Annotated in this window: 16 protein-coding genes and 1 pseudogene; 9 read left to right on the top strand and 8 right to left on the bottom strand. The window is 66.0% G+C overall.

The features are described from left to right. Position 1: 1 nt before the first annotated feature. Together Strain318_RS06105 and Strain318_RS06100 are read right to left on the bottom strand one after the other, a co-directional pair. Positions 2-799 (bottom strand): tetratricopeptide repeat protein, encoded by a 798-nt coding sequence (locus tag Strain318_RS06105; protein WP_367887622.1) that lies wholly within the window; start codon positions 797-799, stop codon positions 2-4. Between the two features lie 24 nt (positions 800-823). After that, positions 824-1432, bottom strand: a complete 609-nt coding sequence (locus tag Strain318_RS06100) for a penicillin-binding protein activator LpoB (RefSeq protein ID WP_367887621.1) — start codon at positions 1430-1432, stop codon at positions 824-826. 225 nt (positions 1433-1657) lie between these two features. Between Strain318_RS06100 and Strain318_RS06095 the strand changes: the two genes are divergently transcribed. The 3 genes from Strain318_RS06095 to Strain318_RS06085 are packed head-to-tail and all read left to right on the top strand — an operon-like array spanning position 1658 to position 4936. After that, on the top strand, positions 1658-2083 hold the full coding sequence (locus Strain318_RS06095; RefSeq protein WP_367887620.1) for a hypothetical protein: 426 nt from the start codon (positions 1658-1660) through the stop codon (positions 2081-2083). Between the two features lie 25 nt (positions 2084-2108). Further along, on the top strand, positions 2109-4592 hold the full coding sequence (locus Strain318_RS06090; protein ID WP_367887619.1) for a penicillin acylase family protein: 2484 nt from the start codon (positions 2109-2111) through the stop codon (positions 4590-4592). Continuing rightward, positions 4592-4936 (top strand): hypothetical protein, encoded by a 345-nt coding sequence (locus Strain318_RS06085; RefSeq protein WP_367887618.1) that lies wholly within the window; start codon positions 4592-4594, stop codon positions 4934-4936. The genes Strain318_RS06090 and Strain318_RS06085 overlap by 1 nt, the downstream gene beginning before the upstream one ends. 93 nt (positions 4937-5029) lie before the next feature. Here the strand turns inward: Strain318_RS06085 and Strain318_RS06080 are convergent, their stop codons facing one another. Further along, positions 5030-5971: an IS481 family transposase gene (locus tag Strain318_RS06080; RefSeq protein WP_367885876.1), complete on the bottom strand. Its 942-nt coding sequence runs from the start codon at positions 5969-5971 to the stop codon at positions 5030-5032. Positions 5972-6248: 277 nt separating this feature from the next. On the opposite strand from Strain318_RS06080, the gene Strain318_RS06075 reads away from it, so the two are divergent. The 3 genes from Strain318_RS06075 (at position 6249) to Strain318_RS06065 (ending at position 9431) form a co-directional block, all read left to right on the top strand. Beyond that, on the top strand, positions 6249-7358 hold the full coding sequence (locus Strain318_RS06075) for a DUF262 domain-containing protein (protein ID WP_367887617.1): 1110 nt from the start codon (positions 6249-6251) through the stop codon (positions 7356-7358). After that, a complete protein-coding gene (locus Strain318_RS06070; RefSeq protein WP_367887616.1) occupies positions 7358-7828 on the top strand; it encodes a HEPN domain-containing protein in 471 nt (156 codons plus the stop codon). Before Strain318_RS06075 ends, Strain318_RS06070 begins: the two co-directional genes overlap by 1 nt. A 316-nt stretch (positions 7829-8144) precedes the next feature. Then, positions 8145-9431: a S1C family serine protease gene (locus tag Strain318_RS06065; RefSeq protein WP_367887615.1), complete on the top strand. Its 1287-nt coding sequence runs from the start codon at positions 8145-8147 to the stop codon at positions 9429-9431. 377 nt (positions 9432-9808) lie between these two features. Here the strand turns inward: Strain318_RS06065 and Strain318_RS06060 are convergent, their stop codons facing one another. Beyond that, a complete protein-coding gene (locus Strain318_RS06060; protein WP_367885697.1) occupies positions 9809-10846 on the bottom strand; it encodes an IS110 family RNA-guided transposase in 1038 nt (345 codons plus the stop codon). Positions 10847-11254: 408 nt separating this feature from the next. Here Strain318_RS06060 and Strain318_RS06055 point away from each other — a divergent pair, with 408 nt between their 5' ends. The 3 genes from Strain318_RS06055 (at position 11255) to Strain318_RS06045 (ending at position 15331) form a co-directional block, all read left to right on the top strand. Beyond that, positions 11255-11782 (top strand): hypothetical protein, encoded by a 528-nt coding sequence (locus tag Strain318_RS06055; RefSeq protein ID WP_367887614.1) that lies wholly within the window; start codon positions 11255-11257, stop codon positions 11780-11782. A 305-nt stretch (positions 11783-12087) separates the two neighbouring features. Beyond that, a complete protein-coding gene (locus tag Strain318_RS06050) occupies positions 12088-13926 on the top strand; it encodes a multicopper oxidase domain-containing protein (protein WP_367887981.1) in 1839 nt (612 codons plus the stop codon). 244 nt (positions 13927-14170) lie between these two features. Further along, positions 14171-15331, top strand: coding sequence for an IS30 family transposase (locus Strain318_RS06045; protein WP_437436317.1), 1161 nt, complete (start codon positions 14171-14173; stop codon positions 15329-15331). Positions 15332-15634: 303 nt separating this feature from the next. Here Strain318_RS06045 and Strain318_RS06040 read toward each other — a convergent pair. The 4 genes and pseudogenes from Strain318_RS06040 to Strain318_RS06025 form a co-directional block, all read right to left on the bottom strand. Then, positions 15635-18936 (bottom strand): annotated as a pseudogene (locus Strain318_RS06040) (efflux RND transporter permease subunit). An 11-nt stretch (positions 18937-18947) separates the two neighbouring features. Continuing rightward, positions 18948-20180, bottom strand: a complete 1233-nt coding sequence (locus tag Strain318_RS06035; protein WP_367887610.1) for an efflux RND transporter periplasmic adaptor subunit — start codon at positions 20178-20180, stop codon at positions 18948-18950. Next, positions 20177-21481 carry a TolC family protein gene (locus Strain318_RS06030; protein ID WP_367887609.1) on the bottom strand — a complete coding sequence of 435 codons (1305 nt, stop codon included), beginning with the start codon at positions 21479-21481 and terminating at the stop codon, positions 20177-20179. The genes Strain318_RS06035 and Strain318_RS06030 overlap by 4 nt, the downstream gene beginning before the upstream one ends. A 958-nt stretch (positions 21482-22439) precedes the next feature. Continuing rightward, complete coding sequence (locus tag Strain318_RS06025; protein ID WP_367887889.1) at positions 22440-23081, bottom strand: LOG family protein; 642 nt, start codon at positions 23079-23081, stop codon at positions 22440-22442. Positions 23082-23099 lie beyond the last annotated feature (18 nt).

The following is a 23099-nucleotide window of genomic DNA, read 5'->3' as shown; positions in this document are numbered from 1 at the left end:
GTTAGCGCGGCACTTCGCCGCGCAGGACGATCACGCGTTGCTGCGCGAGGGCAATCGCCTCGGCGAGCCGTGCATTGGCCTCGCCCTGGGCGCGGATGCGCTCGAGCTCCATCGAGAGCAGGAAGCGCTGGTAGCGCATGAGCGCCTCCTGCGGCCGCAGTTGCAGGTCGAGCAGGCGCGCAGCCTTGTACTCGATCTCCGGCTGGTCCGGATCGAGCACGCTGGCGCGGTCGTAGCGATTCAGCGCGCCCGCCATGTCATTTGCGGCCACGAGATCATCGCCTTCGCGCACCAGCGCCTCGGCCTGCGCACGCGCGCGGGCCTGCGTCGTCTGGTCCTGCGGCGTGCTCGCCACCATGATGCCCTGCGGCCCACGGCGGCTGACGACAGCCGCGCGACCCTGATCGAGCTGCACGACCATCACTTGCCCGACGCGATCGTACGGCGTGGCCGACTGCGAGGCCGGCACCATCGTGCCGAAGCCATCGAAGCGGCGGACCACCCAAGCCTGCGGGCCGGTCTTCGCCGCGGCCATCACTTGGTCGGGCGACATGCCGAGCACGATCTCGCCGCGGCCGATCGCATCGCAGATGCCCGGCTGGCAGCCACGGATGGCGAGGGCGTAGACGGAATCCGCCGAGTAGCGCAGCTGCGCGTACTCCGCCTGCTGCGCGGCCGCGGCGTCGGCCCCTTCGAGTTGTGGGATGTTGGCGTTGTTGGGGATCGTCACCGGTTGGTTCACGCGCTGCGGATACGGCGCGCAGGCGGCGGCAACGACGAGAAGCAAGGCGCTACGCATGTTCAGCTCCGGAATGCGGCGTGGTTACGGCGTGATCCGACGGCTCTGGATGTACTTCTTGATCTTGTGCTGCCCCACCCACGTGCGGACGTTCGTCTCGAGGTCCGTCAGGGTGAGGTCCACCTGGTAGAAGACCACGCGCTCGCGGCCTTCCTGGTCTTCGATCGCCTGCACCTCGCCTTGCAGCATGTAGCGGGCGCCCAGCTCGCGGGCCATGCGCGCGCGCGTCTCCGCCGAGGCATTGGTCTGCTGGTCGGCGCGTTCGCCGCGCAGTTCCTCGCGCTCCTCGGCGCTCGCCACCAGGCGCACCGCGCCGCTCTGCACGAAGGCGCGTTCCATGTCGCGGATGAACGTGCTCACCGGGATGTGTTCCATGGTGCGGTTGCGCACCTGGCCGACGATCAGCGCTGGCGGCGTGCCGCCGTTGGCCGCGGCGTAATCACGCGCCCACGACGACTCCAGCGACTGGGCAATCATCGCATTGGCCACGAGGCGCGAGTCCGCGTCGTTCCAGCGGCCCGAGAGGTCGGTGACGGAGTTGGGATCGATGCGCTCGACGCGCTTGATCGAACAGCCGCTGAGCGCGAGCACGGTGACGGCGAGAGCCGCGAGGGCGAATCGGGGGCGGAGCATAGGGACTCCAAGCGTGGGATGGGACGGCTGCGGTACTTCTATTGAATATGGGAGCAAGCCCCGTTCCAGCCGTCGGGGAAAATCCAAGTGCATGTAGGACAATGGGATGCGCTGGAATGCCCTACGCCAGATGTCCGCAATTTGTGACAGGCCACAGATGCGGAAATTGGACAGAGTGCTAAGTTCGGGGGCGCCGTTCACCCTCTCCCTGCACCAGTCTGCCCCATGCCATCTCCTGCAAAGTGGTTCAAGCCGGCCAGCATCGTCATCGTCCTCTGGATGGCGCTGGGCGTCGTCATGCTGACGCTCGATCTCATGACCACAGCCGAGCAGGCGGCTGCGCTTCCCGAGGCGCAACGATTGCTGCGCGAGGAGCGGCCGATGTGGTTGATGATCGTGTTTGGGCTCGCGACGACTCTCGGACTGCTCGGCGGCGTGGCGCTGGTCGCCCGCAAGGCGGCGGCGCAGACGCTGCTCCTGCTGAGCCTGGTCTTCGTCACCATCCAGTTCGGGTACACGGTCTTCGGCATGCAGGCGATCGCTCGCGTCGGGGCCGGACATGCGCTGGGGGTGCCCGGCTTCATCTTCGCGATGGGCGCGTTCTCGCTGTGGGTGGCGATCAAGGCACGGAACGACGGCTGGGTGGAGTAGCCTCATCTCCCTTTAGATTCTTCACATGCGTCTCTTCACCACCATCCTGAGCGCGGTCGCACTGGCGGCTGCGCTGTTCGTTGGCTTGCGCCCCATCGGGCCTGTGCCTCCGCTGGGCCAACTCATCAGCCCCACCACCGGCATCTGGTCCGTGGTTCGCAGCGCCGAGCTGCCCGCCGAACAATCATTGGAGCTCGCGGGACTCTCCACTTCCGTGGACGTGCGCTACGACGACCGCGGCGTGCCGCACGTGTTCGCGCAAACGGAAGCGGACGCCGCGCGCGCGCTGGGCTGGATCCATGCGCGCGATCGCCTGTTCCAGATGGAGATGATCCAGCGCGCGGTGGCCGGCACGCTCACCGAACTCGTCGGCGCACGCGCCCTGCCTCTCGACCGCTCGGCGCGGCGGCTCGCGCTGGCCGAGGGCGCGCTGGCCAAGTGGAATGCCGTGCCCGACACGGCCGTCGTGAAGCGCGACGTAACGGCGTACATGAACGGCGTGAACGCGTACATCGATGCCATGCGTCCGCAGGACCTGCCCCTGGAGTATCGCCTGCTTGGCCGGCGGCCGCGGCGCTTCGATCCGCAGGATACCTACTTCCTGTTGATCCGCATGTCGCAGACGCTTTCGTTCCAGCAGGGCGAACTCGCGCATCACGCGGTGTCGCAGTTGGTGGGTGAGGCCGCGGCTGATGCCCTGTTCGGCGTGACCGCGCCGATCCAGGAGCCGATCGAGCCCGTCGCGGGACGTCGGGCAGCGCAGATCGACGCGCGCTGGCGCTTGCCTGCGCCCGTGAAGCCCGACAGCGCGCGCGTCGCGATGGCGCAGGCGATCGGCCAGCTCGCGCAGTCCCTCACGCGCGGCGAGGCCGTGATCGGCTCCAACAACTGGGCCGTCGCTCCGCAGCGCTCGGCCACCGGCCATGCCCTGCTCGCCGGCGATCCGCATCTCGAGCTCACGTTGCCGAGCATCTGGTACGAGGCGCACTTGGTGGTGCCAGGCCAACTGGACGCCTACGGCGTCGGCTTCCCGCTCGCGCCGATCATCCCGATCGGGTTCAACCGCGACATGGCGTGGACCATGACCAACACCGGCAACGACGTCGTCGATTTCTATAAGGAAGTGGTCGATGACTCCACGTCGCCGCGCCGCTACATGCTCGATGGCGCGTGGACCGACGTGCGCACGCGCGTGGAGACGTATCGTGATCCGAACGGCGGCACCGTCGCGGTGGATACGTTCTACGCCACGCATCGCGGTCCCCTGTTCCGCTCCGCGCTCGGCTGGGTCTCGCAGCGCTGGACCGCGCGCGAGCCGAGCAACGAGGGCGACAACTTCCGCAGCGGCATGCGCGCGACCGGCGTGCGCGACTTCTATGCGCGGATGGAGAGCTACCACACGCCGGCGCAGAACATGCTCACCGCCGACCGCGCGGGGAACATCGGGATTCGCAGCACCGGGCGATATCCCATCCGTCCCGGCAACGGTCGCGGCGACGTCGCGTTCGACGGCAGCACGCGCGCCAACGATTGGACCGGCGACCAGCCCGTGAGCTGGTATCCGCAGAGCATCAATCCCGCCCAGGGGTATCTCGCGAGCGCGAACCAGCAGCCGATGGATCCCAGTGTGCGCCCCGGGTACCAGGGTGCCGATTGGCCCTCGCCGTGGCGGGCAATGCGCATCAACGCCCTGCTCCGCGGCGATTCGTCGGTGACCGTGGATGACATGCGGCGCTTCCATACGGATCCGCGCAGCGAGCTCACGCCGTTCGTGATGCGCGCCGTCGGAGAGGCGCGCGCAGCGGCGCAGGCGGCAGGTACCTGGACCAACGACGACGAGGCTGCGTTCACGCATCTCAGCACGGGAGAATCCGAGTTCACGCCCACGAGTGCGTGGGCCGTGCTGTTCAACGCCGTCGTCACATCGCTCACGCGGCATACCTGGGACGAGCTCATCATCCCCGGCGAGGACCGTCGCATCGCGACGCCCGGGCAGATGCTGCTCGTCATGTTGCTCCGCGACCCCGGCAATGCATGGTGGGATGACCGTCGCACCGGTGATGCGACCGAAACGCGCGATGCGATCGTATTGCGCGCGCTGCGCGAGGCGTGGACCGAGACGCGCGCGTCGCAGGGCAATGATCCCAGCCAGTGGCGTTGGGGGAATGTACGGCAGGTGAACGTGCATCACCTGCTCCGGCTGCCCGGCTTCGGGCGCACGGGCCTCGAAGTCACGTCCGGTCCCGGCACGCTGTCGCCGTCGGAGAGTAACGGCACGCACGGTGCCTCGTGGCGATTCGTCGTCGAGCTCGGGCCCGAGGTGAAGGGCTGGGGCACATACCCCGGCGGACAGAGCGGGAATCCCGTGAGCTCGCGTTATGCGGACCGCATGGAGCTATGGCGGCGCGGCGAGTTGGCCGAGCTGCGTTTCCCGCGCAGCGCGGATGCCCTGCCCGCCGAGCAGGTCTCGGCGAAGCTCACGTTCACGCCGGCTGGAGGGAGCCGCTGATGCGGAAGCCAGGACTCGGGATTTGGTTCGGGGCGCTGCTGCTCGCGCTCGTGCTCGGCACGTATGCGTTCGATTGGCTCGCGGTGCCCGTGATTGCGGCGGCGTTCGCGTGGATCCGGCGGGATGATGCGTCAGTGCCGTTGTTGGCGTCGGTGGCCGGTGCGGCGTCGTGGATGGCGTTGCTGGTTTGGCAGTCGATGACCGGGTCGGTGACGGAAGTCGCGCGCGTCGTGGGCGAAGCAATGCAGGTTGGCGGCGGGCCACTGCTGGGGCTGACGATCGCGTTCCCTGCCCTGCTGGCCGGGGCTGCGGCGGGTCTCGTGCGCGGGGTGCGGCAGGGGTAAGGACTGGGGCGCCGGATACTGCTGCGGGTTCGCAAGGATATGCGGTCGCATAATCCTGTGGAATATCCAGGCGGTGCGTGCTAGGTGTCGGTTCTAAGGACGTTGTTCACGCTGCATGAGGAAGTGGAGCAGCGGGGGGACGCGGCCGAGCGACCGGTGCGGCCGTTCGACGTTGTAGCAATCTAGGAAGTCGGGTAGCGCCGCGTTGCGGTGGCGGGAGCTGCGGTAGGGCTTCTTGTAGGCCCAGCGGCGGAGCGCGGTCTGGATGAAGCGCTCCGCCTTGCCGTTCGTCTGCGGGCGGTAGGGCTTGGTGCGCAGGTGCCGGATCCCGTGCGCGGCGAGCATCGCCTGCACAGCGTGGCTGGTGTAGGCCTTCGCGTTGTCGGTCATCACGCCGTGGACCGGTATGCCCAACTGTGCAAACCAGCGGTGCGCCGCGTCGAGGAAGCGCGCGCACGCCGCCGCGTCCTGCGTCGGCAGCAGCGCCGCGTACGCGAGGCGCGTCGCGTCGTCGACCGCGACGTGCAGGTGGTCCTGGCCGAGCCCCCGACGGCGGCCGACCTTCGAGCGGTTGCCGTGCGCGCGGTGGCCCGCCGCGACGAAGCGGTCGAGCGCCTTCGTGTCGACGTGCAGGAGCTCGCCCGGCGTCTCGCGCTCGTAGCGCGGCCCGCCGGTTGCGCCGGGCCCCTTCAGCCGGCCTTGGCCCGCGCGCGTCAGGATCCGGCCGACCGTCGAGACCGCGAGCCCGAGTCGCTCCGCGATCTCGGGACCCGTCAGGCGCTTCGCCCGGAGCCGGAGGATTCGCTCGATCTGCGCGGGCTGCGTCGCGCGCGGCGAGCGCCGCGGCCGCGACGAGCGATCGGCCAGCGCAGCCCAGCCGCCGGCCGCGAAGCGCCGCAGCCACTTGTACGCCGTGCTCGTGCTGATGTGGAGGGCGGCGGCGACGGCGCGCACCGGTTCGCCGTCGAGGACCACCCGGCGAACGAGCTCGGCTCGCCCCCAGGCGGTCAATCGCGCATTGTTGTGGATGTTCACTGAGGCCTCTGGCTGAAGGTTGGGTGGCTCGCACCTCCAGCTTCCTCAGTTATGCCTCAGTGAACAACCTCCTTAGAACCGACAGCTAGGGCGGTGCTTGCGAAGGGGTTAGCGCTGCGGGATACTGTTTTATTGCTGCGAAGAAGGCCTGAGTATCCCTGCGGATATACGCGAGGGCTGGGCGGTTTTCGCACATAATCCACGTTATGTGGACACAGGCTACCTTGGGTGATACGCATCCTTTGCGCCCGATTCACCTTCCCGTCCGGAACCCTTGATGAGCGAGCCAGCAGACGCGGAGTATAGCGAAGACGACGAAAAGTCTCTGTATGTCGACGAAGCTCTAACTGACGATACGGTCGTTCCTGACGACTACCAGATCGCTAGCTACGGTGCCGACTACGACGTTGAGGGACTGGTACGCCGCATTCAGCGCGGCGACATCTTCGTTCCGAGCTTTCAAAGACAGTACATGTGGAACCAGCAGGAAGCCTCTCGCTTTGTTGAGAGTCTTCTCCTCGGACTGCCTGTGCCAGGCATTTTTTTGGCAACGGAGCCGTCGACCGGGAAGATGCTAGTCATTGATGGCCAGCAACGTCTGAAGACGCTTCAGTTCTTTTACGAGGGCTCATTCAATCCGAAGCCCGACGCAAAGACGCATCGGCTCTTCAAGCTGGTGAAGGTTCAGAAGCCCTTCGACGGACTATCGTACAAGGAGCTTGATCAGCGAGATCGGATGAAGTTGGACAACGCCATTATCCACGCGACCGTCATCAAGCAGGAAGCACCCAAAGATGGCGATACAAGCATCTACCACATCTTCGAGCGCCTCAACAACGGCGGCAGGCGTCTCGCTGGCCAGGAGATTCGCTCGGCTCTATATCACGGCGCATTGATCGAACTTCTGGACTCGCTTGCAGAGCTCCCATCGTGGCGCCGCCTTTTTGGAGCCCGAAGCAAGCGAGAGAAGGATGAGGAGCTCTTGCTTCGCTTCTTTGCTTTGCACTTTGCTAGCAGTGCATACGAGAAGCCAATGACCGAGTTCCTGAATCAGTTTGCGGCGAAGAACCGCAATCCATCCCCCGAGACGCTGGATGCATGGCGGCAGTTGGTGGTGGACACTCTGGATCTCATTGAGAAGTCCTTGGGCTTGACCGCCTTCCGTATCGGCAAACCGCTCAACGCCGCACTTTGCGATGCCATCATGGTCGGAGTAGCCGCTAGGCTGCAACACTCGCCCGCCCCGCGGGAAGACGCACTCCGCAAGGCCTATCAGGAACTGATGGCCAGTGACGCGTTTATGCAGGCTGTCACTCGCGCCACATCTGACGAGCAAAGCGTCTCCACGAGGCTGGAACTAGCCCGGAAGGCCTTCGCGGCCACCTGATGAAGAACCGGGAGATTACCCGTCAGGTCCAGCGAATCAAGGCTCTCCTCAAGAAAGTAGACGAGGCGAGTGCGGGGAACGTTGAGCTTCAGTCTCACTGGGCTCGCTACGCCTGCGTTCTGATGGCTGGCCTTATCGAGAACGCCTATGCGGAGGTTTATTCCGCGTTCGTGAAGGGCAATGCTCAGGCTCCGGTAGCATCCTATGCAACTCACATGCTTAGCTCTGTTCAGAACCCAAAGACTAAGCGCTTCCTCGAGACGTCCGAACGCTTTAAGCCGAGCTGGCGGTCAGAACTTGAGGCATTTGTCGACCAGGATGGGCGCAAGGACGCGATTGACTCAATTATGGCCAACCGGCATTTGATCGCTCACGGTAGCGATTCTGGCATTACGATGGCCCGGGTTCGGACGTATCTCGATAAGGCGCTCGAGGTGATGGAGTTCATCGAGAACCAGTTGAGCAGGTGACCTGCGCGCTGCCACATAACGAAGCTTGCTGCCGACAAGCGCGGATGTGGTAGCGGTTGTGGGGCCTCGCCTTCATCTTCTGTATGGTTTGGCGAGGCCCCACAACCGCATTCTATGGAAAGCGCTTGCAGCAGAAGCAAACGTTAGCGTGACCTAGACAAATGACGGAGGGTAGCTAGCAATGACATCTTTTCGAAGCGCACTGTGTCTCTTCGCGCTCGCGACTCCCCTCCTGTCCGAAGCCCAAAGCGCACCCAGCACTCCGCAGACGCTCTCGACAGCCGAGGTGGCGCGCCGTGCCTCTCCTGCTTCTGTCGTGGTTCTCGCACTTAGCGCGAACGGCGACACCCTCGGCCAAGGCTCTGGCTTCATCTTGCGTGCCGACGGCGTCATCGTGACGAACCATCACGTGCTAGCTGGCTCTTCGCGTGCAGCAGTCATTCTGCCGAACGGCGAGACCTACACCCGGGTGCGCGTACTGGACGCAGACAGCAGTCTTGATCTCGCACTGCTCAAGATCCCTGGGGCAGGCCTCCCCTTCCTTCCTCCACGCACCACAACGCCTCGTGCAGGTGAGAGGGCGGTTGTTCTTGGTAGTCCTCTCGGACTCGCCAATACCGTGTCCGAAGGCATTGTAAGCGCAGCACGTGTCGTTGAAGGCCGGGAGCTAATTCAGATTACGGCACCGATTTCTCCCGGATCAAGCGGAGGTCCGGTACTGGATGGGACTGGTCGTGTGTTCGCGGTAGCGACAGCGTATCTGGCCGAAGGCCAGCAGCTCAACTTCGCGGTGCCCGTTCGCTACGCAGTTGGCTTACTGGAGGACGGTCCAACCGAGCGCTCCGTCGCCGAGGTTTTCGCGGGCTCGCCAGCGACGCAGAGTACACAGTCACGTGCCGCGACGACTATGCGTCGCGCGTCGCAGCCGCGAACCGAGTTTGGCGGTACCTACTCACTCACAGAACAGATCCGTGATTCGGATGGTGCGGTACGCATGAACCGCGTTGGCTTCCTTGTGGCTAACAGGGAAGTGGGGCTGCTCTCGATGGCAGAAGGAACCTGGGACAAGGTTGTCGGTGAGACATTTGTTTCTGGCGTGACGCGATGGTCGTCGAACTCTGCTGGTGATCTACTCCTTGCCGCAGGCGGCATCACTTGGGATGGATTCCAGGCTGAGGGCGGCGGCTTCTTTGCGGAAGGTCGATTCACATTTGAGAAGCGCGAGTTCGTTTCCGTCATCAGTGCAGAGCCTTACCGCCTTCCGCTTTCGAGCGAGGATGGTCTCTATCGCGCCACAGTTCGCACTAGGTATCGTGCGCGCGGCCGCGAAGGCTCAGACTACCTGGAATGGACGGGAGATCTCGCAGTCGCGTTCGCCAACGACAGCATTTACGTTGACCTTGCGCTATACAACGCCTCAGGTGGGAGTACCGCATTCTTTGCAACCGGTCGGCTCATAGCGGGCGAGCGCTTTGACCTTTCAGACAGCAGTGGCAGCAGGCTCACTGGCTCCGTGCGTGACGGGCTGTTGACGGCAGATTGGACTGATCAGCGCGAGAATGGCGCCGCTTTCGTTGGGCGACTCCGCGCAGACAGGCGCTAACACTGGTGCGCGCACGCTAACGACGCTTGCTGCCGACGAGGGCAGCTAGTGTGGCGGTTGTGGGGCCTCGCCTTCATCTTTTGCACGGTTCTGCGAGGCCCCACAACCGCATTTTTCTGTGAAGCGGCGGCCCGCGTCAAGCCCCAGATGTGCTGACGCTGTTGCAACTCTCGATTGTGCCCGCGCGGCTCGAGGTGCTGCTCATCCTTCTGTTCGCGCTCACTCGTGAGGCCCGCGGCCTCGGCGCATTGGGGTCTGCGAAGGAGTGGTGGCGCCAACTATGGGTCGGCTCTCACCAGCGGCCATAAAATGCGTCGCGCTCACCACGCCCGATTCAGTCATCTCGATCCTACGCAGGTCCTGCATGCCCGCGGTGCTTACGCGGCGTGCACCGGCTCGCTCGGCGGCATCCGCAGCTGGCCCGCGTCATACGCCCGCTGATCCCGCCACATCGCATACAGGATGCCCGCGAGCCGCCGCGCCAGCGCGACCGCCGCGATCTTCTTGCCCCGCCGATGCAGGATGCGCTGCGCCCACGCGCGCAGCACCGCGGTGTCGGCCGCCTTCGAGCGGAGGATGCGCCACGCCGCCTCGACCAGGAGATAGCGCGCGCGGCGGTTGCCCGCCTTCGTGATGTGCCCGACCCGGCGCTTCTCGCCTGAGCTCCGCTCCCCGGGCACCAGCCCGAGGAAGGCCTCGAACTGGTGCGCCGACGGGAACCGGCCGACGTCATCCGCAATCGCGACGAGGCCGCTCGAGGTCACCGGCCCGATGGAGGGGGCCGTCTGCAGCAGCGCCACGATCGGGTCCGTGCGCCCCAGTGCCGCGATGCGCGCGTCCGCGGCCTCGATCTGGACGTTCAGCGGGCCGAGGACCGCGATCAACGGCGCGAGCTCGGCCGCCAGCGTCGACCCGAGGGGGAGCGCCGTGAGTCGCTCGACGAAGTTCGCGGCCGTGCTGCTCGGCACGCGCAGGCCGTCGCGGCGCACGAGCGCCTTGGCGAGCGCGATGCACCGCGTGCGCGTGCGGACCAGCGCCTCGCGCACCGCCAGCTCGGCGCGCACGTGGCGGCGCGCGGCCGACACGCGGTGCGCTGGCCGATAGGCGCCGAGCCGGAGCGCGTCGGCGAGGGTGCGCGCATCGCGCCTGTCCGTCTTCACGCGCCGACTCCGCGTGGCGTACATCGGCGCGAAGTTCGGGTCGGCGACAATCACCGCGTGGCCGAGCGCCTCCAGGTGACACGCGACCCATTCGCTCTCGGTCGACGCCTCGACGAGGATCCGCGCGGGCGGACGCGACCCCAGCACCGCCGTGAAGCGGTCACGGCTCGTGACGATGCGCCGCTCCGTCGCGTGCCCCTCCGCGTCGAGGATGCAGAGTTGGCTCTCGCGCTTGTGGAGATCAATCCCTATCATATCCATGGCGGCTGGCCTCCGCAGTGTGCCCCGTCGCGAGACGGTGAGCACGGTAGATGGTATGGGGCAGAACCTTGCACCCCGCGATGGGCGGAGGTCCAGCCGCCGCTTCATACCAACTATTGGAGCCCTCGCAGCAGAAGCACACGTTATGCCGATTCGACGGGCATCCGCGTATTGCAGGCAACCGTCTGACAGGCGCCGTGGTACGAACAGGGGATGAGGTTCCGCGCGCTCCGTCCCCACCGGCGCCCCCGCCTGCCCTCGCTTGTCGCCGGAGCCGTCGCGCTCCTCGTGCAGGCGACGTTGGCTGTCCTCGTCCTCTGGCAACCGGCACCTGCGCCAGTCGAGCCCGCACGCAGCCCTCGCGCGGCGGAGCCCACTCCACGACTCATCTACATCCCCACCGTGCGCCCTCGCGACTCAGGACCTGGCGACCCAACGACTCCTGGCGGCGCGCGAGGCGGGACCGTTGGTGCATCCACGGTTGATTCGAGCACGACGGGCGTACTCGACGCCGATGCCGCGTCCTCCGGAGCCGCGACTGCAGCGCCGTCGCCCGCAGCCGAGCGGCCCTACGGCCTGTTCGACAACCCGTTCATGCCGTCGCGCGATGCCCGGCTCGCGGTGCCGCCGCTCAGCGAATCGGACTCGCTACAGCCCCTGCGTGATCACCTCGACCGCGCGTTCATCAAGGCCCTCGCGCGGGAGCGCGCTGCGAATGCCGCGAGTGATTGGACCATCGGAAGCGGCGACGCCCGCTTCGGCCTTACGCCGGGGCGACTCCACCTCGGCCACTTCACCATCCCGCTTCCGGTGACGGTCCGCTCGCTGCGCGACGTCGATCCCCGCATCCGCCAGCAGCAGGCGATGTTGCGCGAGGTGCGCGAACAAGCCGAGCGGCGTGACCGCGAGGCGCGGGCACAGCGCCCGTGAGGTCGCGCGCGCACGGCATAACGACGCTTGCTGCCGATGAACGCGGTGCGGACTGGGTTTGGCGGGGCCGCCGTGATGCCCTAGGCTGGTTGCGGCGGCCCCGCCAAACCCTTCTTATTGGAGCGTTCACAGCAGAAGCATACGTTATGCCGACCCTACGCCGCTTACGCAGGAGCACGACTGACGACCAGTACCTGCTTCCGACCTTCATCACAAATGACGCCGACTCCGATGTCGACCGTCGCATGACGCTCCCGAGCCCGCGTCCACGAGCGCACGCGCCATTCCTCGCCCTGTTGGTCGTCTTGTCGACCCTCGGTGCGCGCAATTCAAGCACCTATGTTGCCGATCTCACGAGCAACGACCAGCGTCCGATTGCGGGCACGCTACGCGATGACAACTACTCGCTAGCGCTGGAGCTCCGGCGATTGACTTGGCGCCCCAATGCACCGAGCGCGCTCGATGTTGACGTCGCGGCCTTTGCAGAAGTGGGAGAATCAGCGACAGTGCCTGGCCCTCTGATCCGCGTCCCCGCCGGCACACACCTCCGCATCACGATTCGGAATACACTCGCTGAGCGCGCTACCGTGCACGGTCTGCACGACCACGACGGACCGCGAGATTCCGTGTCGCTTACCCCGGGCGAGACGCGGGAGCTGCGATTCGTCGCTCAGCGTGTCGGGACCTTCGCATATTTCGCGCGCACGACCGCCACGCCGACGTTGCTGGGGCGTCGCGACGACTCACAGCTTGTCGCCGCATTCATCGTGGACCCGGCGGGCACCGACCCAGGCGTCGCGAACGCGCGCGAGCGACTGCTAATCATCACCGCGTGGGATGACTCGCTCGCGAATCCTGCATCGCCCTACGGCCCGCGACAGGTCTACGCAATCAACGGTCAATCGTGGCCGTTCACAGAACGCCTCACGTACAATCAAGGCGATTCGATTCGTTGGCGCGTGCTCAACCTCAGCCAACACGTCCATCCGATGCACCTGCACGGCACCTACTTTCGGGTGCAGTCGCGCGGCACACCATTCACTGACACCGCACTTGGTGACACATCGCGTCTGGTGGTGACAGAATATCTGGGCGCGGGTGGAACGATGATGGTTGATTGGAAGGCCGAACGCGCCGGAAATTGGCTCTTCCACTGCCACACCATCAACCACATCGACGAAGCGCTTCGGCTCGGCGAGGTTGCGAGGGCGAACGCGCACGCGAACCACGGTACGGTCACCGATGTGATGGCGGGGCTCGTCACGGCAATTAGCGTGCGCCCGTCTTCGGTGGCGGAGGAACCTGAGGTGACACCCCGGCGTCGCTTGCGGCTCTTCGTCACCGAGCGCCCAGCGCCGGTCCGCGGGAGTCCATCACTGGCGTATGTGCTGCAGCGCGACGAGCGCGAGCCCGCACGTGATTCCGTAGAGCTTCCCGGGTCCACACTCGAACTGCAGCAGGATGAGCCGACGGTCATCACTGTTGTGAATCGAAGCCGGCAGCCCACCGCAGTCCACTGGCACGGGATGGAGCTTGAGAGTTTCTACGATGGCGTCGCGGGCTGGAGCGGAGGCGGGACTCGCGTTGCCCCAATCATTGCCCCCGACGACTCGTTCGTCGTGCATATGACGCCGCCGCGGGCCGGCACGTTCATCTACCACACTCACGCTGGTGAGCTCGCACAGCTGACGGGCGGGCTCTACGGCGCGATGATTGTGCGCGCGCGCGACCACCGGCCCGATGCAAACGAGCGCGTAGTCGTTCTCGCAGACTCAACCGCCGACTCAATCCGCGCACCCGTTGGGTCGATGATTAACGGTCGCAGGAACCCAGTTCCGATTGACCTCACGGCGGGCAGAACGCATCGCATCCGCTTCATCAGCATCGGCGCGGTCGCACTCAAACGCGTGAGACTCCTCGAGGGCGATGCGATCCTGCAGTGGATCCCTGTCGCGAAGGACGGCGCCGAGTACACGTCGGCACAGCGGGTGAGGCGGAGTGCAGAGCAGGTGCTCGCGCCTGGTGAAACGATGGACGTGCTCGTGACCCCCACACGCGCCGGAACGCTCGTGCTCGAAGTGACCTCAGCGTATGGGCCTCCCGTGACCACACGCGTGGAGGTACGGGTGGAGGAGCCGCGTTAGTTGCGCCTGAAGGAGTCAATAGGGTCCGCCTGAGAGCGTGGCAGCATAACGACGCTTGCTGCCGATGGCCGCGGCTAAGGATGCAGTTGCGGGGCGGCCGCCTGTTGGAAATGGGACGGCCTAGCGGCCGCCCCACAACTGCTTCTTATTGAAGCGTCCACAGCAGAAGCAAACGTTATGCCGACTGGATTCAGAGGGTCGATGCAACACCTTCCATAGTTCCTTCTATATGGAGGTAGTTGCGATGTTCATCCCCAGCCCGCACGGCTACACCTGGCAGCAGCGCACCGAGCTCTGGCGCCGCTACCGCGCCGGCGACTCGATCCGTGAGATCGCCGCCGACCTCGCTAAGAATCCCGGCGCCGTCCACGGCGTGATCCGTCTCGAAGGCGGCATCTCGCCGCGCCTCCGCGCCCGCTCGGAGCGCGCGCTGTCCTTCGAGGAGCGCGAACTCATCTCCCGTGCGCTGGCCGCGGGCGAGTCCTACCGCGCCATCGGCCGTCGCCTCGGCCGCGCCGCCTCGACCATCAGCCGCGAGGTCGCCCGGCACGGCGGCCGCACCACGTATCGCGCCATCCGCGCCGACAGCCGCGCGTGGGAGCTGGCGCGCCGCCCCAAGGCCTGCCGCCTCGCGTCCCGGCCGCGCCTGCGCTATCTCATTGCGACGAAGCTCAAGCAACGCTGGTCGCCCGAACAGATCAGCGGCTGGTTGCGCCTCGCCTTCCCCGACGAGCCGGAGCTGCACGTGTCGCACGAGACCATCTATCGCTCGCTCTACGTCCAGACGCGCGGCGTGCTGAAGAAGGAGCTGCTGAAGCATCTGCGCACCGGACGCGTGGTCCGGCGCTCACGCGCCTCGACGCGCAAGGGCCAGGGCCGCGGGCAGATCGTCGACGCCATCCCGATCAGCGCGCGGCCCGCCGAGGTCGAGGACCGCGCCGTGCCCGGCCACTGGGAAGGCGACCTCCTCGCCGGCGGCGGCAACACGCACATCGCCACGCTCGTGGAGCGCACGTCGCGCTTCACGATCCTCGTGAAGGTCGAGAGCAAGGAGCCGGGCCGCGTCGTGCCCGCGCTCATCCGCCAGATCCGGCGGCTGCCGGCGCACGTCGCGCGCTCGCTCACCTGGGACCGCGGCAAGGAGCTCGCGCACCACCAACGCTTCACGGTCGCCACCGGCGTGCAGGTCTACTTTTGCGATCCGTACAGCCCGTGGCAGCGAGGCACCAACGAGAACACCAACGGCCTGCTCCGGCAGTACTTCCGCACTGGCGCGAATCTCGCCACCGTTACGCAGCGGCAGCTCGACGCCGTCGCCGACCAGCTTAACGGCCGGCCGCGCAAGACCCTACACTTCCGCACGCCCGCGGAGGTGTTCGACGAAGCTGTTGCATTGATTGCCTGAATTCATCCGAGCTGTGCAATCCGAAGCACGCACTCATACACATGTTTATTCCCGCTCTGTTTGCGAATGAAGCGCATCAGCCTACGCCGCTCAGCTGCAGTAGATCCAGAGGTAGGCAAACCTCATTCCGTGTTGCTCGGCGCTCAGTGTGTCGCCGAGCTCGAGAGGCCTTCCGTGTTGCGACGCTCTTCCACACGCTCGCGTACCACGACAGAGGCTGAGTCGCGACTTCCGAGATCAGCCTCTCGTTCTAAGCCTTTCCCGAAGCCGGTGGCTGTTCCCCAGGCTTAGCGACCGATCTTCTCACTGCGGCACCTGCGTTAGAGCTCGAGCTCTTTGCAGCCCTGCTTCTGATTCTGACGGTCCGGACGTGATTCCCGCTTCCTTCCACAGCGAGTACACCGCCGGAATCACGAGCAAGGTCAGCACCGTGCTCGACACCATCCCTCCATCATCGGCGCCGCGATGCGCCGCATGACCGTACCGCCGGCTCCCGTCCCCCAAAGGAGTGGCAGTAGGCCGCCCATAATCGCCGTGACCGTCATCATCTTTGGGCGCACGCGCTCTACCGCTCCCTCGATGACGGCGCTGTACAGCTCCTCGAGGGTCGCGCGTCTCCCGTCCGCCGTGCGTGCCTGCCACGCGTGATCGAGATAGATAAGCATCACCACGCCCGTCTCTGCGGCCACGCCAGCTAGGGCGATGAACCCGATTGCCACTGCCACGGACCAGTTGTAGCCCAGTGCCCAGAGGAACCAGAGCCCACCCACGAGCGCGAATGGCAGCGAGAGCATCACAATCAACGACTCGCCGACGTTGCCGAAGTTCAGGTACAGCAACAGGAAGATCAGCGCGAGCGTTGCCGGAATGACGAGCTTCATCCGCTCCTTCGCGCGCTGCATATACTCGTACTGTCCGCTCCATACGACGGAGTAGCCTGTGGGGAGAGTGACCTGTTCGGACACTGCACGCTGCGCCTCCGCGACATAGCTACCGATGTCGCGGTCCACGACGTCCACGTACACCCACGCCGTGGGCATCGCGCCTTCGGTGCGGACCACCATTGGACCCGCGACGGGCGTAATGCGCGCCAGCTGGCCCAGCGGCACCTGCGCAGGCTTCTTGCCGCCTCCGCCGTTCTCTGCTCCCATCCCGCCCATTCCTCCACTCGCAGCGGCGCTGGATCCGCCAGCTCCGTGCGCCACCGGCACGAGCACCGACGCCAAGCGCTCTGGCGAGTCCCGCAGTTCCTGCGGATACCGCACCCGCACGCCGAACCGGCGCCTTCCCTCGACCGTCTGCGTGATTGTCATGCCGCCAATCGCGGTCGCGATGACCGCTTGCACGTCGCCGACATTGAGTCCGTGCCGCGCAGCCGCCTGCCGATCAATGTCTATGTCGAGGTAATAGCCGCTCACGGCGCGCTCAGCGAACGCACTGCGGGTGCCGGGCACCATCCGCACCGCCTGCTCAATCTCGCGACCGAGCCGCTCCAGTTCCGCGAGATCAGGACCAAACACCTTAATGCCCACTGGTGTGCGGATGCCGGTAGCGAGCATATCGTTGCGGCCTTGGATCGGCATCGTCCACGCATTCGTCACGCCAGGGACGCGCAGCGCAGAATCCATCTGAGCAACGAGCCGGTCGTAGGTCATCCCCGCGCGCCATTCCTCTTGAGGGCGCAGCGTAATGGTTGTCTCGATCATATCGAGCCCGGCGGGATCAGTGGCCGTGTTCGCCCGACCCGCCTTCCCCCACACGTGTGCCACTTCGGGAAACGTCCGAATGATATCGGCTTGCATGCCGAGCAGCTCACGCGCACGCGCCACGCTCACGCCGGGCAAGGTCGTCGGCATGTAGAGCACCGTACCCTCTTCCAATCTCGGCATGAACTCACTGCCAATCCGCGACCACGGTATCCACGTCAGAATCACTGCCGCTACCGAAGCGATCACCACCGGCCAGCGATGCCGCAGCACGAACGTGATGAGCGGGTGATACGCACGCATCAGCCATCGATTGACGGGATTGGCCGATTCCCGGTAGATGCGTCCACGTACAAACAGGCCCATCGCCACGGGTACCAGCGTCACAGACAGTAAACTGGACGCCGCCATTGCGAACGTCTTAGTGTATGCGAGCGGCGAGAACAGCCGGCCTTCTTGCCCCTCCAGCGCAAAGACGGGCAGGAACGAGACGGTAATGATGAGCAACGAGAAGAAGAGCGCGGGCCCCACTTCCTGCGCCGACTCGACCACCGCCTGCCAACGCTCGGCGCGCGTGAGCGTGCCCGTGTCGAGCCAGCGCGATTCCACCGCGCCCGGTTGCTCGCGCGCAACGATGGCACGCTCCAGATGCTTGTGCAGATTCTCGATCATCACGATCGCGGCGTCAATCATCGCGCCAATGGCAATCGCGATGCCGCCGAGCGACATAATGTCGGCACCAACGCCGACGTAGCGCATCGCGATGAACGCGATGAGAATGCCCACCGGAAGCGTGATGATCGCCACGAGCGCCGAGCGCGCGTGCAGCAAGAAGACGATGCACACCAGCGCGACCACGAGACTCTCTTCCAGCAGCTTGAATCGCAAGTTCGCAATGGCGCGCTCGATGAGATCACTGCGGTCATACACGGGCCGCAGGACGACGCCGGGCGGCAACGCCGGCGCCACCTGCGCAATGCGCTCCTTGACGCGTGCAATCGTTGCGAGTGCGTTCTCGCCAAAGCGCATCACGACGATGGCGCCGACCGCGTCTCCACGACCGTCGAGCTCGGCGACGCCGCGACGCACGGCCGGCCCGACCGACACGCGGCCCACCTCGGCCACGCGGATCGGCGTCCCGCGATCCGTCGCCCCGACGACGATGTTCTCGATATCACGCAGCGACTTGAGGTACCCCAAGCCCCGCACCATATACTCGCGCTCGGATAGCTCGACGACCATCGCGCCGATGTCGGCGTTCGATGTCTGGATGGCCTGCATCACCCGAGTGACGGGAATGCCATACGCGAGAAGCTTCGCGGGGTCGAGATCCACTTGGTACTGCTTTTCGTAGCCCCCGACGGTAGCGACCTCCGAGACGCCGGGCACGGCGGTGAGCTCATAGCGGAGATACCAATCCTGCAGTGCTCGCAACTCAGATAGGTCGAGGCGGCCGGTGGTGTCCTCGAGCGCGTACTGATACACCCAGCCGAGTCCGGTGGCGTCTGGACCTAGCGTCGGCGACACGGACGCCGGGAGACGACCCTTGAGACCATTCAGGTACTCGAGCACACGACTACGGGCCCAGTAGAGGTCGGTGTCGTCGTCAAAGATGATGTACACGAACGAGACGCCGAAGAACGAGTACCCGCGCACCACCTCCGCCCCCGGCACCTTCAGCATCTCGGCCGCAATCGGGTAGGTGATCTGGTCCTCGACAATCTGCGGCGCCTGCTCGCTGTATTCGGTCTGGATGATGACCTGTACGTCGCTCAAGTCGGGCAGGGCCTCGAGCGGCGTGCGCTGCAGCGCGATGACACCGCCCCCGATGGCAGCCACCGTCGCAAGCGTCACGAGGAAGATGTTCCGGACCGACCACTCGATGATTCGTTTGAGCATCGCGCGGCGCCTCAGTGATCGTGAGCGGACGGAGGCGGCGGCACCGACTTGCTCGGTGTCGGCGCTTCCATTCCCGGCATGCCCGCCATCGCGCCGAGCGCCGCGCCCAGATTCGACTCCGCGTCCACAAGGAACGTCGCGGACGACACGACGGTCTCGCCCACTGCAAGGCCCGACCGAATCTCCACGCGATCGTCGGAGGCAATGCCGAGCACCACCTGCCGCGGTTCGAGCATTCCGTCGTCCATCCGCACGAATACGATGTCACGGCGTCCAGTGGAAAGCACGGCGGAACGGGGCACGTGCACCACAGCCCCGGAACCCGTCGCCCGCACGCGGATGGTCGCGTACATCCCAGGGCGTAGCTGGCCGTCGGCGTTATCGAGCTCCACGCGCACGCGCAGCGTTCGCGTCTCCGGATCCACCGTGGGTTGCAGGAAGACGATCGGTCCGGAGCGCGGGCGGCCCGCGAACGCGTCGAGCTCCACCGTCACGCGCTGCCCGAGGCGTACGAGTGCGACATCCTGCTCAAACACTTCTGCCTCCACCCACACCCGACGCAGCTCTGCAATGCGCAGCAGTGGATCGCCCGCCATCACGCGCTGGCCTTCGTTCACGAGTTTCTCGATGACCACGCCGTCGTAGGGCGCCCGAATCTCCAACGTGCGGCGGCTCTCGCCCGACTCCTCCGCGCGTGCGATTTCCTCGGCGGGTACGTCCCAATTGCGCAGTCTTTCCCGCGCGCCGATCAGCATCCGCTCGGCGCCGCGTCGCGTGGCACTGTCGGCGCCCTGCACATCGCGCAGCAACTGGTGCGCCAACACCAGTTCCTCCTCCGCGCTGGCCAGCATCGGCGCGTAGGTGACGAGCAGCGGTTCGCCGGCACGCACCGCGCGGCCGGTGAAGTCCACATAGAGCCGCTCCACCCAGCCATCGAATTTGAGACTCACGGTTCGGACGCGCGTCTCGTCGAACGCCACCTGCCCTACACTCCGCACCTCCCGCACGATCGGACTGCGCTGCGCGACCGCGAACGTCACGCCTATCCGCGCGGCCTGCGCGGAGTCGAGCATCACCGGGCCGCCCACCCCGACTGGTGCGCCTGCGCCGTGCGCGTGACCGCCGGACTCCGCCGTGTCCGTTGAACCGCGCGTGGCAAACCACGCCACTCCGGCGGTGGCAGCGAGCACGGCGGCGGCCGCAATGAAGCCCCGCCACGACATACCTGTGGTTGACTCCGTCATTCTTGCTCCCTCGGTGAGTCGGCACGACGATTTGCGTCGAAGAGTTCACGCCCCATCAGCATCTCAAGCTCCGCAAGTGCCATGCCTTCCATCGCTTCGAGGGCCGCCAGTTCCTGCTCGTAGCGATTCACAGTCGCTTGGTTGTCGAGCAGCGTCATCAGGTTCACGCCACCGACTCGATACGACGCCAGCGCGGCCTCTACCGACGCGCGGGCTTGGGGGAGCACGGTGCTGCGGTACAGCCGTTGGAGGTTGCGCGCACGCTGCCATTCGGCGTATGCCGCCCCAAGCAGGGCGCGGGTCTCGGCGCGCATCGCACGCAGATCGGCGGCGGCCATCTCTCGCATTGCATCCGCCTCGGCGCGCATTGGGAGCTGGCGCTGGCGCGCGAAGATGGGTACTGAGGTGCCCAACATCAGACTCCCCATCCGTTCCGGCCCCATCGCCCCGGCTCGTTGTCCGTATTGCAGCCCGATTTCGACATCGGGGAACAGCTCGCGGTACGCGAGCGTGCGGCTGGCGTCTGCCGCTGCGAGCTCCGCATCACCGGCGAGCAACATCGGGCGACTCACGAGCGCCGCCGCCTCTAGGTCAGTGTGCGGGGGGAGCTCAGCCGGGAACAAGGGCAGGGCTGCTGGCGGGGTCGCATCGTCGAAGGACTGATCGAGCAGTCCGCCGAGGCGTGCGAGGGCCACCTGGCGCATCGCCTCCATCACCACGATCTCCTCCGTCATTCGGGCCACTTCAACACGCGCCCGGAGCACGTCGGCCTGTGGCGCCTCGCCCACCCGATACATCGCGTCGGCCACCGCAGCGACGTTTTCCATCAACTGGCGCGTCTCGCGGGCAATCGCCACGGCACGCTCCACGCGATACAGCTCATAGAACGCCGCCGCGACCGCGGCCCGGACCTCCCACGCGACGTCGCGTGCGCGGAATTCTGCGCCGGATGCCCGCGTGCGCGCGGCGCGCGCGGCCAGTCCGAGCTTGCCGGCCGTGGGCAGCATCTGCATCACTTGCAGCTGCGTCATTCCGAGAGGATTCATCGGTCCGAGTCCCGGCAGTTCGCGGTTCATCCACCCGAGCTGCAGGCGAGGATCGGGGGGACGCGTGGTCGTCACGGCTTGCGCCTCGAGCGCGCGCGCCCGTGCGTCGGCTGCCCGGAGTCTGGGGTTGGCGGAGTCTGCGGCGGCGTACAGGCGGCCGAGAATGAGGTCCTCGCGCGTGGCGCCGGGTGCGAGAACCCTAATCTGGCCCGGTCCCTGCTGGGCGTCGAGCGGGACGACCGCCAGCAACGTCACGAGTAGTCCGCCAGCAATCTGGCGACACCGCCCTCGCGTCCTGAACCACGTATACGCTCTCGTCATCTTCTGCCGCTGCGCGTGTCGGGGAGCGAACCTGAGAAGGGCTGTGACGGCTGTCATGCGGGGGAGTATGGCATACCGGGCGCACCCCGCCTGTTATGCGGTCCCTGTTTTTACGTAAGGTAAAACATGACGCCCCGCCGGCTCCGTAGCAAGGGGAACGGCCGGTCAAGTCAGGCCTCCTCTCGCGGCCCCGACCGCGACAACTCACACGGTCACCACACGGCGCCGACGTTTGTTGACGGCGACCCGAGGGCTGACGCCGCGATGCACGGTGCGCGCAGGCGCGACAAGCGCGTTCCTCGACATCCGCTCGGGACAGACGTCCTCGAGAGCGCGCGGGCGTTGGTCCATGTGACTCGTCTTCCGCCAGGGCATCGGAGCGACTGGCGAAACGAGGGCGGTCGAGGCGGCGCACGTGGGGTGTTACCCATGTTATCGGACGCCGTGGTTGCCATGGTTCCCTCTGCGCACCCGCGGAAGCGGTTGTGACGATTCGAGAACTCGCGGCACGCGGAAGCGTCGCGAAGCGGCAGATGTTGCGGTGTTGGCCGACGACCTCGGCCAACTGCCGTTCGCGATTGGCCAGCGCTGTCAGTGGCGCGCGCTGATTCGTCAGCATATCAATGAGCCTGTCACTCGGCGCGCTCGCAGTGCGTGCCGCTGCGACGACAACCGGGGATGATTCCCATTGGGCCGAAACTGGTTGTGCAGTCGGGAAGTTCACACGTGGGCGTCGGAGAACGTTGCGGTCGCCTGCGGACGTGTCTTTGACGCCTCTTCCGGCAAGTGCGCCTTCCCGCTCTCCCGTCTCGGCCCTCTCACCTTGGCAGGCGGCCGGATTCGCCATGGGCACCGGAGCGCCCGATGTGTCCACGGTATCGCAATGGGACTTCTAGGCTGCGGGTGATGCGTGCGCGACGCCGAGCCTGCGACACAATGTCGCGTGACAGTGCGCGACCTCAGCCACGACCGCCGCCGGGTCGTCGGTGACCGTAAGGGCCTCGACGTCCTCCAGCGAGAGCGTCCCAGCGTGGACGGCGGTCTCACGCAGCCAGTCCACAAGGCCACGCCAGTACGCGGTTCCCACGAGAATGATTGGAAACGACTCGAGACGGTTCGTGCGTCGGAGGTTCAGCGCCTCGAAGAGCTCGTCGAGCGTCCCGAACCCACCCGGAAGGATCACAAACGCGCAGCTGTACCGAACGAGCGCGAGCTTGCGGAGGAAAAAGTAGTGGAACGGTACGCGAAGCGTGAGGAAGGGGTTGGGCGGCTCGTCGAGCGGTAACTCGATCGTGAGACCGACAGACTGCGCACCGCTCTCCGATGCGCCTTGGTTTGCGGAGGCCATCAGACCCGGGCCACCACCCGTAATCACAGTGAATCCGGCGGCCGCAAGTGCGGCGGACACTTCGCGCGCGACGACGCCCCAGCGTGCCTCTGGCGCGGCCCGAGCGGAACCGAAGACCGTGACGCCATTGCGGACTCCGGCCAGTGCCTCGAAGGCATGACTCGCCTCAGCCGCAATGCGATGCACCCGATCCTGATCATCGGG

This window comes from Pseudogemmatithrix spongiicola, assembly GCF_030623445.1.
GTDB lineage: Bacteria > Gemmatimonadota > Gemmatimonadetes > Gemmatimonadales > Gemmatimonadaceae > Pseudogemmatithrix > Pseudogemmatithrix spongiicola.
The sequence above is the reverse complement of the archived record's forward strand: the minus strand, read 5'-3'. Positions and strand labels throughout refer to the sequence as shown.

Coding starts and splice junctions, on each gene's coding strand:
- Strain318_RS06070 (WP_367887616.1), top strand. CDS start 7,358: ATGAAGAACCGGGAGATTACCCGTCAGGTCCAGCGAATCAAGGCTCTC.
- Strain318_RS06075 (WP_367887617.1), top strand. CDS start 6,249: ATGAGCGAGCCAGCAGACGCGGAGTATAGCGAAGACGACGAAAAGTCT.
- Strain318_RS06100 (WP_367887621.1), bottom strand. CDS start 1,432: ATGCTCCGCCCCCGATTCGCCCTCGCGGCTCTCGCCGTCACCGTGCTC.
- Strain318_RS06095 (WP_367887620.1), top strand. CDS start 1,658: ATGCCATCTCCTGCAAAGTGGTTCAAGCCGGCCAGCATCGTCATCGTC.
- Strain318_RS06090 (WP_367887619.1), top strand. CDS start 2,109: ATGCGTCTCTTCACCACCATCCTGAGCGCGGTCGCACTGGCGGCTGCG.
- Strain318_RS06105 (WP_367887622.1), bottom strand. CDS start 799: ATGCGTAGCGCCTTGCTTCTCGTCGTTGCCGCCGCCTGCGCGCCGTAT.
- Strain318_RS06045 (WP_437436317.1), top strand. CDS start 14,171: ATGTTCATCCCCAGCCCGCACGGCTACACCTGGCAGCAGCGCACCGAG.
- Strain318_RS06060 (WP_367885697.1), bottom strand. CDS start 10,846: ATGATAGGGATTGATCTCCACAAGCGCGAGAGCCAACTCTGCATCCTC.
- Strain318_RS06035 (WP_367887610.1), bottom strand. CDS start 20,180: ATGACGGAGTCAACCACAGGTATGTCGTGGCGGGGCTTCATTGCGGCC.
- Strain318_RS06085 (WP_367887618.1), top strand. CDS start 4,592: ATGCGGAAGCCAGGACTCGGGATTTGGTTCGGGGCGCTGCTGCTCGCG.